The organism is Sinorhizobium sp. 8-89, assembly GCF_030124325.1.
Lineage (GTDB): Bacteria > Pseudomonadota > Alphaproteobacteria > Rhizobiales > Rhizobiaceae > Sinorhizobium.
In genome coordinates this window covers 658598-671317 of record NZ_JASKLR010000001.1, presented here as the reverse complement: position 1 = coordinate 671317, position 12720 = coordinate 658598, and the positions used below count along the sequence as shown (strand labels likewise).

At 61.2% G+C, this 12720-nt stretch carries 14 protein-coding genes; 8 read left to right on the top strand and 6 right to left on the bottom strand.

Features of this window, described 5'->3' with window-relative positions:
- Positions 1-77: 77 nt before the first annotated feature.
- Genes pgsA through QN219_RS03260 form a run of 3 tightly spaced genes read left to right on the top strand, consistent with a single transcriptional unit; the run spans position 78 to position 1397 of the window.
- Positions 78-665: a CDP-diacylglycerol--glycerol-3-phosphate 3-phosphatidyltransferase gene (gene pgsA / locus QN219_RS03270; RefSeq protein ID WP_283997924.1), complete on the top strand. Its 588-nt coding sequence runs from the start codon at positions 78-80 to the stop codon at positions 663-665.
- A complete protein-coding gene (gene moaD, locus QN219_RS03265; protein ID WP_283997923.1) occupies positions 662-922 on the top strand; it encodes a molybdopterin converting factor subunit 1 in 261 nt (86 codons plus the stop codon). Before pgsA ends, moaD begins: the two co-directional genes overlap by 4 nt.
- A 4-nt stretch (positions 923-926) precedes the next feature.
- Positions 927-1397, top strand: coding sequence for a molybdenum cofactor biosynthesis protein MoaE (locus QN219_RS03260; RefSeq protein ID WP_283997921.1), 471 nt, complete (start codon positions 927-929; stop codon positions 1395-1397).
- Here QN219_RS03260 and QN219_RS03255 read toward each other — a convergent pair whose 3' ends face one another.
- On the bottom strand, positions 1398-2294 hold the full coding sequence (locus QN219_RS03255; protein ID WP_283997919.1) for a branched-chain amino acid ABC transporter permease: 897 nt from the start codon (positions 2292-2294) through the stop codon (positions 1398-1400).
- Positions 2295-2361: 67 nt separating this feature from the next.
- Here QN219_RS03255 and QN219_RS03250 point away from each other — a divergent pair, with 67 nt between their 5' ends.
- On the top strand, positions 2362-2922 hold the full coding sequence (locus QN219_RS03250) for a CGNR zinc finger domain-containing protein (RefSeq protein ID WP_283997917.1): 561 nt from the start codon (positions 2362-2364) through the stop codon (positions 2920-2922).
- Positions 2919-3422, top strand: a complete 504-nt coding sequence (locus QN219_RS03245) for a hypothetical protein (protein ID WP_283997915.1) — start codon at positions 2919-2921, stop codon at positions 3420-3422. Before QN219_RS03250 ends, QN219_RS03245 begins: the two co-directional genes overlap by 4 nt.
- A 234-nt stretch (positions 3423-3656) precedes the next feature.
- Here QN219_RS03245 and ndk read toward each other — a convergent pair whose 3' ends face one another.
- Entirely contained in the window at positions 3657-4079 is a 423-nt protein-coding gene (gene ndk, locus QN219_RS03240) for a nucleoside-diphosphate kinase (RefSeq protein WP_011974973.1), read from the bottom strand.
- A gap of 260 nt (positions 4080-4339) precedes the next feature.
- On the opposite strand from ndk, the gene QN219_RS03235 reads away from it, so the two are divergent.
- Positions 4340-4852 carry a DinB family protein gene (locus tag QN219_RS03235; RefSeq protein ID WP_283997900.1) on the top strand — a complete coding sequence of 171 codons (513 nt, stop codon included), beginning with the start codon at positions 4340-4342 and terminating at the stop codon, positions 4850-4852.
- Here QN219_RS03235 and QN219_RS03230 read toward each other — a convergent pair.
- Entirely contained in the window at positions 4793-7441 is a 2649-nt protein-coding gene (locus QN219_RS03230) for an AMP-binding protein (RefSeq protein ID WP_283997898.1), read from the bottom strand. The two genes, QN219_RS03235 and QN219_RS03230, sit on opposite strands and share 60 nt — an antisense overlap.
- Before the next feature lie 249 nt (positions 7442-7690).
- Here QN219_RS03230 and QN219_RS03225 point away from each other — a divergent pair, with 249 nt between their 5' ends.
- The gene (locus QN219_RS03225; RefSeq protein ID WP_283997897.1) at positions 7691-8770 is read left to right on the top strand and encodes a diguanylate cyclase domain-containing protein; all 1080 of its coding nucleotides are present in this window, start codon (positions 7691-7693) and stop codon (positions 8768-8770) included.
- 140 nt (positions 8771-8910) lie between these two features.
- On the opposite strand, the gene QN219_RS03220 is transcribed toward QN219_RS03225, so the two are convergent.
- Together QN219_RS03220 and QN219_RS03215 are read right to left on the bottom strand one after the other, a co-directional pair.
- Positions 8911-9195, bottom strand: a complete 285-nt coding sequence (locus QN219_RS03220) for a hypothetical protein (RefSeq protein ID WP_283997896.1) — start codon at positions 9193-9195, stop codon at positions 8911-8913.
- A 75-nt stretch (positions 9196-9270) separates the two neighbouring features.
- Positions 9271-9555, bottom strand: a complete 285-nt coding sequence (locus QN219_RS03215; RefSeq protein ID WP_405052078.1) for a hypothetical protein — start codon at positions 9553-9555, stop codon at positions 9271-9273.
- Positions 9556-9878: 323 nt separating this feature from the next.
- Here QN219_RS03215 and QN219_RS03210 point away from each other — a divergent pair, with 323 nt between their 5' ends.
- The gene (locus QN219_RS03210; protein WP_283997892.1) at positions 9879-11768 is read left to right on the top strand and encodes an ABC-F family ATP-binding cassette domain-containing protein; all 1890 of its coding nucleotides are present in this window, start codon (positions 9879-9881) and stop codon (positions 11766-11768) included.
- Here QN219_RS03210 and QN219_RS03205 read toward each other — a convergent pair whose 3' ends face one another.
- Positions 11769-12611 (bottom strand): GNAT family N-acetyltransferase, encoded by an 843-nt coding sequence (locus QN219_RS03205; protein ID WP_283997890.1) that lies wholly within the window; start codon positions 12609-12611, stop codon positions 11769-11771.
- Between the last annotated feature and the right edge of the window lie 109 nt (positions 12612-12720).

Below are 12720 nucleotides of genomic sequence, written 5' to 3'. Positions count from 1 at the left end.
AAACCCAGAGGGGATGGGAAAGGTGGCCGCCGCTCCTTTCGCGTGCTGCTCTGCAGTCGTCCAGAGAAACCGAGTTCATGTCAACGCCCATTGCCTATAGTGTCCCGAACCTGCTCACCTATTTCCGCATCCTGATCGTGCCGCTGATCGTGCTTTGCTTCTTCATCGAGGGCCGGCTGTACAGCTCGGACTTCGCGCGGTGGACCGCGCTTGTCCTGTTCGTCACGGCGTCGATCACGGATTTCTTCGACGGCTATCTCGCCCGCATCTGGAAGCAGACGTCGAACATCGGCCGGATGCTGGATCCGATTGCCGACAAGCTGCTCGTCGCTTCGATCCTGCTCCTCGTTGCCGCCGACGGCACGATCGCGGGCTGGTCGATCTGGGCTGCGATCATCATTCTCTGCCGAGAGATCCTCGTGTCCGGCCTGCGCGAATATCTTGCCGCGCTCAAGGTCAGCGTGCCGGTGACGCGCATCGCGAAATGGAAAACGACCATCCAGATGGTGGCGATCGCCTTTCTGCTGGCGGGTCCGGCCGGCGACAAGATCGTTCCCTATATCACCGAAGCCGGCATCGTGCTTCTGTGGATCGCGGCTGCAATCACGCTCTATACGGGCTATGATTATTTCCGCGCCGGTTTGAAACATGTGGTCAATGAATGAGCACGGTCAGTCTCGTCTATTTTTCCTGGGTGCGGGAGCGCATCGGCAGGGGTGAGGAAACGCTGGAGCTTCCGGCGAATGTCGTCACGGTTGCCGATCTGCTTGCGCATCTGAAAACGCTCGGCGAGCAATACGAGGCGGCGCTCGAACACCAGAACGTCATTCGTGCGGCGATCAACCAGGAACATGTCGATCACGGCGAACCGATCGCCGGGGCCCGCGAGATCGCCCTCTTTCCGCCGATGACGGGCGGCTGAAGACATGAATGCCCCCGTCACTGTGCGCGTCCAGCGCGAAGACTTCGACCTCGCCGCCGAAGTCGCCTCGCTCTCCCGAGGCCGCGGGGACATTGGCGCGGTCGTGACGTTTTCGGGGCTTTGCCGCGACGAGGCGGGTGTGCTTGGCGCGCTTGAACTGGAACATTATCCCGGCATGGCGGAAGCCGAAATCGAACGCATCTGCCACGAGGCCGTGAAGCGTTTCGGATTGCAGGCGACAACTGCCATTCATCGCTACGGCAAGATCATGCCGGGCGAAAACATCGTGCTTGTGGTGACGGCCTCGCCGCACCGGCAAGCGGCCTTCGACGGCGCCAATTTCATCATGGATTTCCTGAAGACCTCGGCTCCCTTCTGGAAGAAGGAACATCGTGCCGATGGCAGCACCGGCGGCTGGGTCAGCGCCAAGGATGCCGACGACACGGCGCGGGACCGCTGGTCTCCAAAGGGCTGATCAGGGAATGACCTTTTCCCGGCGTGTCACGACCAGCACGATGACGAGAAAGCCGAAGATCGCGAAATCCCGCCAGAGAATCGGGCCGTAAGCGGACCAAAGCGTTTCAAGGAGACCGACGCCGGCGGCACCCAGAGCGGCAAGCAGCGGCGCCGTTTGCCCACCGATTGCGGCGATGAACAGAACCTTGACGCCGAAGGTCAGGCCCGTGCCGAAATCCATGTTGCCATAATAGGAAGCTGCAAGGATTCCGCAGAACGCTGCGATCAGCGACGCAGTGCCATAGGCAACGATGTAGACGGTTGCGGGATCGACGCCGCATAGCGCCGCGGCCTCGCGGTCTTCGGACACGGCGCGCCAGTAGCGCCCGATAAAGGAGTGGGTCAACAGCAAATGTCCGCCCGCGACCAGTGCCGCCATCAGCGCTGTGTTCAGCAGTTGGATGGTCGTCAGCGTCACCGGGAACTGCGGATCGGGCCAGAACACGATGACACTGTTGAGGAACGGCGGCATCCACAGACTTCGGGTGTCCGAGGCAAGACGCGCCGTTTCCATCAGCACCAGAAGAGTACCAAGCGAGGCGACGACAACGGCATTGGCCGAGGAAAACGCCAGCGGTCGCATCACGTAGCGCCCTGCGACGAGCCCGGCGCCAAGTCCAAATGTCAGCGCCGCCGCGGCCCCGAGGCCAAGCGCAGCCGGCAGGACCAGCCAGAGCCGGTTCCAGCCGACATCCGCGAAAAGCACGAACGTCTGACCGGCGAAAGCGAAGAGCGCGCCGTAGGTGAGGTCCGCCCTCCGCGTCACGGCAAAGGCGAGGGCATAGCCGAAAGCAAGCGCCGCGTAGAGCGCCGCGACGGGCACGGCATTGGCAATCTGCTGAAGAAAATAGGCCATTGCACATCCATGAGGTGACAGAAGCAATATAACTGGTAAAATCAGTTTTACCAGTTAGGAATTTGGCATGACCTTCACCTGGACCGAACATAGATTTTCCGGCGGCGTACTGGCCTTGGATGTCGCGAACTCGGTGGTCCTGCGCTTCGATCCGGAACGCCGGGTCGATCGCTTCGCCGATGCCGCCGCGATGGACTCCTTTGCCGGGGCCGCTAGTCTCTACAGCGCCGAAAGAGAGCGTTTCGGCACGCTTGTTCCGGCGCCGCCCGAGAACCGGAAATCCCTCATCGGATTGCGCGAGGCGACGGACCGCCATTTTCGGGCGCAAGTCGAGGCCGAAAACCGGCCCGATCTGCTGGCAGACCTGCTGGAGGCGATTGCCGCCGTCTTGCGTCAGCCGGCGGGCAACAGCCAAGGCACATCACTCGATGTGGCGACCGCACACTCGGCACTCAGTCTCATTGCCAACCCCGAACCGGATCGCCTGAAAATATGTCCCAATTGCTGCTGGCTGTTTCTCGACCGCAGCCGCAACAGAAGCCGCACCTGGTGCGACATGGCGGTTTGCGGCAACCGCACGAAAGCGAGACGGCATTATCGCCGCAACAGGCAGGGAGTTCAGCAATGAAACGAGTCATCATATCCGCTCTCTTTGCCGCGGCGGTACTTGTCGGCTGCCAGCGCGAAACCGGGCCGGACCCGCTGAAGCTGACCGGCAAGATGTTCGTCTTCAACTACCGGCTCGCCTATGCCGCCTACATGATCACGCTCAATAAGACCGAGCCGGTGCCGGACGGCAGCGTCGTCGTCGCCAGCTTCGAGAACCCGGCCGGCGGCGAACCGCTGACGCTGACGCGCAAGCTCTTTCCGAAACTTGATAAAGTGACGCTGGAAAGCCCGGAGATAAGCTGCGTCAAGAAGGAGAGGCCCTACGCGGTGACGATCGAGGTCAAGGGACCGGACGGTGCTACGCTGCAGAAATTGGAAACCACGGTGACGTCCGACGTCGATCAGGATGTCCTGCCGGCAAAGCCCCTCGTCGAAGGGCCGGCCTACGACAAGAACCCGGAGGTCTTCGTGGGCGGCAGGGCGCCGGAGCGCTTCGAAACGGCGGCCTGCCCGACGTAAGGGGCGCGTCATAAATGTCGTTACCCAAAACCGCTTCACACTTTCGGACGACATGCATTGCAGGGCCGCGCGTCCAGTTACACGCGCATAAGTCGCTGTAGACCTTGAATTTCTGCATGATTTGTCCCTAAATCGATTCCGATTTAGGAATTATGCAGTAAAAAACCAGGGCGTTGCCGCCCCGGTTTCGAAGAGTCGTTACAAGCCCTTGCGGGCGGAAACGAAGAACGTGAATCAGCCGACGATCTCGGTGCCGGAGAACCAGTAGGCGATTTCCTCAGCGGCCGTTTCCGGAGCGTCCGAACCGTGAACCGAGTTTTCGCCGATCGACAGCGCATGGACCTTGCGGATCGTACCTTCAGCGGCGTTTGCCGGATTGGTGGCGCCCATGACTTCGCGGTTCTTGGCGATAGCGTTCTCGCCTTCGAGAACCTGAACAACGGTCGGGCCAGAGGACATGAATTCAACCAGTTCGCCGAAGAACGGGCGGTCCTTGTGGACAGCGTAGAAGCCTTCGGCTTCGCGGCGGCTCATCCAGACGCGCTTCGAAGCGACGACGCGCAGGCCGGCGTCTTCGAGCATCTTGGTGATGGCACCGGTCAGGTTGCGCTTCGTCGCGTCCGGCTTGATCATCGAAAAAGTACGTTCAATCGCCATTGGCTCAATTCCCTTGTTTCTTGGAAAGTGGCGGTTCATTAGCCGCCAATTCCGTGCAAAACAAGGGGGCGCGGCGATGTTTCGACCCGGCCGGCGAGAGTTTCATACCGCTGTCACGGAGCGTTCCAAACAGTCATGAGGCTCAAGCCAGGGTCTCATCGGCAGGGCAGCCGCAGATCAATCAACAAATTTCATTGGTGACATTCGACACCCGGATGGCGATTTGCGCTAGGCTCGGGCGGCTATAGGGGAGATCGCCGATGCTCGACCATTACCGTATGTTTGCCGATTACAACCGTTGGGCCAACCGGCGGCTTTACGCCACGGCGGCTGAGCTCTCGGACACGGAGTACCGCCAGCACAAAGGCGCGTTCTTCGGCTCGCTCCATGGGACGCTCAATCACCTCCTGGCAGCCGATCGCATCTGGATGAGACGCTTCACCAAGGAGGGCGAAGCCCCCTCCGCCCTCGACGCGATCCTGCACGATGATCTCGCGGCGCTGACGCCAGCGCGCGTGGCGGAAGACGAACGCATCATCGCCTGGATCGACAGCCTCGACGAAGCTCGCCTGGCAACGAAGATCACCTATACGCCACTTAGTGCGCCGGGCGAAATCATCCAGAAACTCGGGCCGACGCTCGCCCATTTCTTCAACCACCAGACCCATCACCGCGGCCAGGCGCATGCAACGCTAACCGCGCTCGGGCGCCCGTCATTGACGCTGGATCTGGTTTTCTTCCTGCGGTCCGATGGCGAGAAGTGGGCGGATTGACGGAACCCGCCCGACGATCCGGTTCTGCCAATCTATGAGACCGCCGCCGTGCCTGGTCTGCGCCCAGAGTTTCATGAGATAGCGCTGGGCCAGCCATGCCGCCATGCCGAGCGCTGTCCCGCCGACGATCGCGCACAGCGAATAGGCAGCCGGCGACATCAATGACTGCAGCGGAGGCAGCAGGAGCTCCGGCACGAAACGGTGCAGAATATAGATGTGAAAACCGGCGGCCGAGATCGGCAGGATCAACCTCGCAATCCATTGCGGCATCCTGATCTGCGGCAGGAAAAGCAAGGCGGCCAGAACCGGAATCTGCAGCAGATATTTGATCTTCGTCCCGATCCACACGCCCTCGTAAAGCCCGAAGAACAGGAAGATGGCCGTTCCGACCAGCATCAGCACGCCGCGCTCAAGTCTCGTCTCGGCAACAGCAGCGCACCAACCGATGACCGCCAGGTGGAATATCCACGGGAGCGTGAAAATCTGGCGGTTGCCCATATCGACCACCAACGGCAATGCCAGCCGGGCGACGAGAGCTGCCGCGAGCAACGCCATTCCGAGCATGAAGGGCTTCGAGGCAGCCGCACGTCGGACCGATGGCACAGCGAACAATGCCGCAAAGGCGACAAGCATCTGGCAATAGGCCTCGATGAACCAGTAGAGGTAAGGCACCATGCTGTGGCGTTCGGGATCGGCAAGACCTAGATTGCCAAGGAGGAAAACCGACGCCCAAGGTATCTCCCCCCAGGCAAGGGTGTAGCCCACCACGATCAGATAATAAGGCATCAGGATCTGCGTGAGGGGCCGCAGCAGGCGCAGCACCACGCCCGATAGCAAGGCGCCGCGTTGGAAGCGCGCAAGGCCGAAACCGGCAAGGATGACCATCGCCGCCGATCCGCCGGGGATGGGCCACAAGATCTCGTGGTGCAGGACGACGAGCAGGATCGCCAGTGCCCGAATGAGGAGGTCTGTGCCGATCCGTCTGCCTTTGGTTTCGCGCTTTCCCAATGCCGCGAGTTCAGCGACCGACATCTTTTCCCAAGCCTCTGGTATTTCGCCGAGAAGCTTTTCCAGGCCGATCGAAAGCTGGACGAAACGGAGCGAGTCGCCGCCAAGCGAAAGGAAGCTGTCGTCGGACCGAACCTTTTTCGGGCAGAAGATTTGATTGAAGAGCGCCGCGATTCCGTCTTCGTTCGCGACGGAACCGGTGTCCCTCTTCGTCGCATTGCGGAGAGCCTGATAATCGATCTTGCCGGAGGCAAGCCTCGGCAGCGCGTTGACGTGCGAAGCCTTCACTTGCAAGACGGTCAAACCACTCGCGGTGGCCAGGATGCGGCGGATGTCGTCGCGATCGCGCTCTCCCACATAGAAGGCATGAACGCTCGTATCGTCGCCGACGACAGCGGCTGCGATGCCGTGTCGTTCGAGGGCGGCCTCCAGACCGTCGTGCCCGATGCGCAGGCCGGCGATCTTCGATATGCGCTTCGTCCGCCCAACAATCCGGAAATATCCGTCGACGTCCCTCGTCGCCAGATCGCCGGTGCGCAATTCTGAAAGGTCGCAGCCGCGTGCGAGATCGGCGCGCGACGAGGCATAGCCCATCATCACGTTCGGCCCGCGATAAACGAGTTCACCGGGCGTATCGGTGCCCGCGATCAATTGCCCCTCGTCACCCTCGATCGTCAGGCTACCGCCCGGGATGGCGATGCCGATCCGATCTTCCCTGCCCCTGAGGCGATCAGGAGGAACGTAGGCCATCCGGGCGGTCGCCTCCGTCTGGCCGTACATGACGAAAAAGGAAGCGCCGCGTGCCGTGAGGTGCTCGTTGTAAAGGCGGACCTTCTCGGGCGCCAATCTCCCTCCAGCGACGGTCATGAAGCGCAGGTCGGGGAATTTCCGCTCGCGGAATCCCACCTTTTCCAGAAGTTCATAGGAATAGGGAACGCCTGAAAGATTGGTACTGCCGCTTTCCGCAAGTCCATCGAGAAAGCCGTCATCCAGAATGGAGCCACCCGGGACATAGAGGCTTGCACCGACCGATAGGTGGGCATTCAGCACGGAGAGGCCATAGGAATAGTGGAACGGCAGAATGAGGCAGGCTCGATCCAAGGCGGTGAGGCCGAGATAATCGGCGATCGAACGGGCGTTCGACTGAATGTTCGCGGCGGACAGTCTCACGCATTTTCCGTGGCCGGTGCTGCCGGATGTCGAGAGCAGGACCGCGAGATCCGGATGGAGCTGCAAATTGCTCCCCGGCAGACGTTCTGTCCGCCATCGGCCATCACAACGCCGATAGCAGTATTCAGGCTCGAGAATTTCTCCGTCGGGGGTTCCGGGGCTCTGGATGGCAATCGCGTGTCCGGCGCTGAGCGCCGCGAGATAAGCGATGATTGCGTGCTCCGAAAGGTCGGCCTCCAGCATGACCAGTCCTCGCTCGCCGCGCCAGGACGATGCCTGGCGATCGACGCGCGCGGCCAGTTCGCGATAGGTTATTCTCCGCTCTCCGGGAAACAACAGCGCCGGCCGCTCTTCCCAGGCAGCCAGGTTCGCAGCGAACAATGGGAATTTCGACAAATCGCCTGCGCTCAAGACCGCCTCCTATTTCAGCAAGGCGGCATATAATTGCTGACTTAAGCAGTCAAGTATAAGAGCGCAACCGAAAGCGGCTACTCCCGTGACAATCGGTGCGACAAACAGCAGCACAAGACCGCCTCTCTGCAGAGATCATGTTTCAGCAACCATATCGTGCATTTCCGCTCCGCTGCTCGGGAGTATTCAGGATCTCTTAAATTCGCGCCGGCATAGTGCGAGGCGAGTTCGACATCGGTAGGTACCGCAATGACCCAGCATTCTCCACCAGCGCACGGCCGATCGCAGGCACGAAACGCGGCGATCATCCAAAAACTGGCGCATTCGATGATGCGGCTCGGCGTGGCTGCCCTCCCCCGCAACTACGAGCTGATTTATGAAGCTCTGTCCGGCCACATGCCGCAACTGTCGCACGATCTCGCAACGCTTGGTCCGGAGCCGACGCAAGAAGCTCTGGATTACCTTGGCATCAAGCACAAATTGACCGGCCACAGCGCGCTTGCGGCAGACCGCGCGCGTGCGGAGGCGCAGGCTGTGCTCGGTGAGTTGACGGCGATGTTCCGCGATGCATCGGCACGAAAGTACGCCTTCAGCGATCAGATGAAGCGATTCGTCTCCCGGCTTGCCTCCGATCCGGTCGCAACCATGTCGGAGTTCGCCGACGAAGCGGCACTGCTGCGTGATGCCGCGGGGCTGCTGATGAATGAGGAAAACGCGCTTCGCACGGCGCTGGAGACGCATAGGCAACGCTTGGCCGAGCTGGAAGGCGATCTGGAAGAAAGCCGCATGGGTCTTAACCGGGATCGACTGACCGGCCTGCCGAACCAGGCGGCCCTTTCAAAAAAACTTGCAGCCCTGTTTGACGTTCTGCCGTCGGGTCAGTCCGCCGCACTTGTTCTGGTAACTGTTGAAGGATTGCGAGATCTTGGCGAGCAGCATGGCAGCGCGCTCGCTCAAAAGGTATTGAGCAAGCTCGCCACCTCCTTCCGCAAGACGATCAAGAAAAACGATTTCGTCGCGCGCGTTGGCCCACAGGAATTCGCGTTCGTCTGCAATGACGTCACGGCCGAACATGCAGAGACGATCGCCCGGCGCATCCATCAAAGTGTCACCGATATGGCGATCACGCCGCCGGGCCGGGCTTTCACGAGCGAAACACTCTCCCTTTCCGCCGGCATTGCACTCACCTCGGCCGCAGCAAGTGCTGCCGAGTTGCTGGGCCAGGCTGAACTTGCTTTGGCCGCGGCGCGGACGCAGAGAGGCATTCAGGTCTTCTCGGCAGACATCAACAGAACCCACGGCAAGGCCTGTGTGGCGGATGCGGCCTGACGGGGCCGCTTCAATCATGCAGCAACCACTACCTCGATTTTCCTTGTCATGGACTCATCTCACAGGCCTTGCCAAAACATGAAACGACCCGGCTCCGCGCGCAGCGGGACCGGGTCGCTCGGCTCGCCTCTTGGCGTGGATTAGCGGTTGTCCTGGTCGGTTTCACCGGAGACGTTCACAACCGCGCGGCCATTGGCAATAGCGCCGGTCGACGCTGCATCGACGGACTTGTTATCCACACCGGCATAAAAATCACCGTTGTCGGCAGTGCTCGCCGAAACGCCGGTGCCGGCGGAGGCGGCCGCGCGCCCCGTGAAAAGCGGCGTCGAGCTGACGCCCTCGTAATAGCTGCCGCCGGCGCTCGCAGTGGAGGCGCCGCCAGCCACGGCGGCGGCAACGAGAAGGGCTGCGATGGATTTGTTCATAGTATTGTTCCTTGCTGAAAAAAAATGCGGGCGCGGCGCTCTCACACCGTGCCCGCTCTTGGGAGGCGGCCCGCCTTAGCGGCTGATGCCCTGGTAATATTCACCTTCACCGCCCGGAATGACGGCCGGCCTCGAACCGTAGTTCGACACAGCGCCAGTGGAGGTGCGGTCGAGTGAGCCGTTGTAGCCGCCACGGACGGCCGAGGCTTCACTGCGCGCCTTGGGTGCGCGGTCGGTAAAAAGCGGCTTGTCGCTGACACCTTCATAGTAGCTGCCACCGGCGAAGGCGGCGGATGCGCCGCCGAGAACGGCAGTGGCAACCAGGGCTGCAGCAAGCGCAGTATGAATTGCATTTCTCATGATCATCACTCCTGAGCGGTCGTTGCTTGAACGACGATTTCGTAAAGACTACCTCTGGCCGGACCGGTGTTCCTTCGAACGCGGTGGCCTCGCCGATGGCGTTCGACCCGGTCCGGGTAATCGGAAGAGCATGGGAGTGCTCTTCGCGGATAGATGTGGTCCCTCATGATGATGATGGGAAGTATTGATTATCGGAACACCTTGTCCACGATTCGATAACAATCCCCTCTTGAAAACAGCAACCGGGACGCACAGGGAACAGCCCGGCTCTCGCCTCCGCAGCACCCCTTGCCTTCGAGGAAAAGTCCGGGCAAAAGGCCCGCATGATCCAGGTCGCCGGTCTCTCCGCCCGCATCGCGGGCCGCCTTCTCATCGAAAATGCTTCCGTGACGCTTCCGGCGGGCACGAAGGCAGGTCTCGTCGGACGTAATGGGGCAGGCAAATCGACGCTCTTCCGCGTCATTACCGGCGAGCTTTCGGCAGAAGCCGGCAGCGTCTCGTTGCCGAAAAATGCGCGCATTGGCCAGGTTGCCCAGGAAGCACCCGGCACCGAGGAGCCGCTGATCGAGATCGTGCTCAAGGCGGACAAGGAGCGCACCGCGCTCATCGCCGAAGCCGAGACCGCGATCGATCCGCACCGGATCGCCGAGATCCAGACGCGACTTGCCGACATCGGCGCCCACTCGGCGGAAGCGCGCGCGGCGAGTATTCTTGCCGGCCTAGGTTTCGACCACGACGCGCAACAGCGCCCGGCTTCCTCCTTCTCCGGCGGCTGGCGCATGCGCGTGGCGCTGGCAGCCGTGCTCTTTTCCGAGCCCGACCTGCTTCTTCTCGACGAGCCCACCAACTACCTCGACCTCGAAGGTACGCTGTGGCTTGAGGACTATATCCGCCGCTATCCGCACACGGTCATCATCATCAGCCACGATCGCGACCTCCTGAACACGGCCGTCAACGCGATCGTTCACCTCGACCAGAAGAAACTCACTTTCTATCGCGGTTCCTACGACCAGTTCGAGCGGCAGAAGGCGGAAGCCGACGAATTGCAGATGAAGGCGAAAGCCAAGAACGAAGCGGCACGCAAGCATCTGCAGAGTTTCATTGACCGCTTCAAGGCCAAGGCCTCGAAGGCCCGCCAGGCGCAAAGCCGCGTCAAGGCGCTGGAGCGCATGGGCACCGTAGCGGCCGTGATCGAGAATCACGTCCAGGGTTTTTCCTTTCCCGATCCGGAAAAGCAGGTGGCGTCGCCAATCGTCGCTATTCAGGGCGGCGCGGTTGGTTACGAACCGAACAAGCCCATTCTCAAGCGCCTCAATCTCCGCATCGATGCAGACGATCGCATCGCCTTGCTCGGTTCCAACGGTAACGGCAAATCGACCTTCGCGAAATTCATCTCCGGTCGCCTTCAGGCGGAAGCCGGAGATGTGCGGATCGCACCGGGACTGAAGATCGGTTTCTTCGCCCAGCATCAGCTCGACGATCTGGTACCGACGCAGAGCGCGGTGGAGCACGTTCGCCGGCGCATGCCCGATGCTCCGGAAGCAAAGGTTCGTTCGCGGGTGGCGCAAATGGGCCTCGCAACGGAAAAGATGGATACGGCCGCGAAGGATCTTTCCGGCGGCGAGAAGGCGCGGCTCCTGATGGGGCTCGCCGCCTTCGACGCGCCGAACCTGCTGATCCTCGACGAGCCGACCAACCATCTCGATATCGACAGCCGCAACGCGTTGATCACCGCGCTCAACGACTATTCCGGTGCGGTCATTCTCATCTCGCACGACCGGCATCTGATCGAGGCTACCGCCGACCGGTTGTGGCTCGTGCGTGATGGAACCGTTGCCAGCTACGACGGCGATCTTGAGGACTACCGCAGCCTGATCGTTGGCGGCCCTAAGCCCAGGGACGACAAGGCGAAGGTGAACGGATCGGACGAGGCCCTCTCGAAGGCGGATCAGCGCAAGGCCAATGCCGACAGGCGCGCATCGCTGGCGCCTCTCAGGAAAAAGATCAACGAGATCGAATCGTTGACCGGAAAATTGGAGAAACTGATTCAAGCTCTTGATGCCGAGCTTGCAGATCCCGGTCTTTACGAGAAAGCCCCGGCAAAGGCCGCGCAGAAAGCCAAGGAACGCTCGGAAGCAGCCGCGAAGCTGGCCGAGGCGGAAGAGCAGTGGTTGGAGCTGTCAACCGAATACGAAGAGGCGATGATCAGCTGATCATCCAAGCTCGAATGTCGTGATGCCGTAAATCCGTCCCAGCGGAAGGTCCGGTGCCGGACCCCGATACATCCGCGCGGTTTCGAAGACCGGCTTCATGTTGTGGCGTTCGCAAAGCGCTCGGGCTGACACGTTCGGTTCGGGAATGTCGAGATAGACCGGACCACCTTTCACCTCGGCCGCGAGCTTCCGGAAGATAAGATCGGCGCCTGTCTCCGTGTCGGCGAAGAGCGGCCCGATCTTGTACCCCTCGTGGCAGGCACGCAGCGTTCCGTAACCGGTGATCGTCCCATCGCGCAGCAGCACGACGCTTCGGCGCGTCTTCAATTGTTTCGTCCACTCGCGCAGAAAAGCATCGCGGCTTGCCGGGTTGAAACCGCGATCGTACGCGATCAAGGCAGGCGCATGGACGGGCGCTACGTCGATCAGGTTTGTGCCGGGCGGCTCCTTCACGTCGACAACGCCGCCGTAGCGAATATTCGCATGCGACCGGACGAAGCCCGACTTTCGATAGTTCTCCTGTTGCGCCACGACGCCATCGAGCCCAACGGTTCGGTCACCTGCCTCGGCGATCGCTCGCTTCCATAGCGCGAGGCCGATGCCCCGGCCGCGGTAGGCGGGGCGAGCGACGTAAAAGCCAAGGAAGGCGTAATCGCTACCGTAGCGTACGAGCGAGATCGCGGCTGCGAGCGTGTCGTCCTCGGTGGAGACCCAATATCCTTCAGGATCGGCCGCCCAGAACGCGTTGGCGTCCTCCAATCCGGGGTTCCATCCTTCTTGCGCAGCCCAGTCGATGATCGTGTCGAGTTCGGCGCGCGTCGCATGACGAATGGGTTGTGTCATTGCAAATCCTCAACAACTCGCTTTACGGTACTGATATCGTCGGCAAGCGAAACCATTTTTTCGCTCCGACGGCAAAGGGGCGCCGACATCTTGTGTGACCAGGGTGACG

Excerpts from the sequence above, each read along its gene's own strand:
- QN219_RS03255 (WP_283997919.1), bottom strand. The coding sequence starts at position 2,294 with ATGGCCTATTTTCTTCAGCAGATTGCCAATGCCGTGCCCGTCGCGGCG.
- QN219_RS03220 (WP_283997896.1), bottom strand. The coding sequence starts at position 9,195 with ATGAACAAATCCATCGCAGCCCTTCTCGTTGCCGCCGCCGTGGCTGGC.
- QN219_RS03205 (WP_283997890.1), bottom strand. The coding sequence starts at position 12,611 with ATGACACAACCCATTCGTCATGCGACGCGCGCCGAACTCGACACGATC.
- QN219_RS03235 (WP_283997900.1), top strand. The coding sequence starts at position 4,340 with ATGCTCGACCATTACCGTATGTTTGCCGATTACAACCGTTGGGCCAAC.
- QN219_RS03250 (WP_283997917.1), top strand. The coding sequence starts at position 2,362 with ATGACCTTCACCTGGACCGAACATAGATTTTCCGGCGGCGTACTGGCC.
- moaD (WP_283997923.1), top strand. The coding sequence starts at position 662 with ATGAGCACGGTCAGTCTCGTCTATTTTTCCTGGGTGCGGGAGCGCATC.
- QN219_RS03260 (WP_283997921.1), top strand. The coding sequence starts at position 927 with ATGAATGCCCCCGTCACTGTGCGCGTCCAGCGCGAAGACTTCGACCTC.
- QN219_RS03210 (WP_283997892.1), top strand. The coding sequence starts at position 9,879 with ATGATCCAGGTCGCCGGTCTCTCCGCCCGCATCGCGGGCCGCCTTCTC.
- QN219_RS03215 (WP_405052078.1), bottom strand. The coding sequence starts at position 9,555 with ATGAGAAATGCAATTCATACTGCGCTTGCTGCAGCCCTGGTTGCCACT.
- QN219_RS03245 (WP_283997915.1), top strand. The coding sequence starts at position 2,919 with ATGAAACGAGTCATCATATCCGCTCTCTTTGCCGCGGCGGTACTTGTC.
- QN219_RS03225 (WP_283997897.1), top strand. The coding sequence starts at position 7,691 with ATGACCCAGCATTCTCCACCAGCGCACGGCCGATCGCAGGCACGAAAC.
- ndk (WP_011974973.1), bottom strand. The coding sequence starts at position 4,079 with ATGGCGATTGAACGTACTTTTTCGATGATCAAGCCGGACGCGACGAAG.
- pgsA (WP_283997924.1), top strand. The coding sequence starts at position 78 with ATGTCAACGCCCATTGCCTATAGTGTCCCGAACCTGCTCACCTATTTC.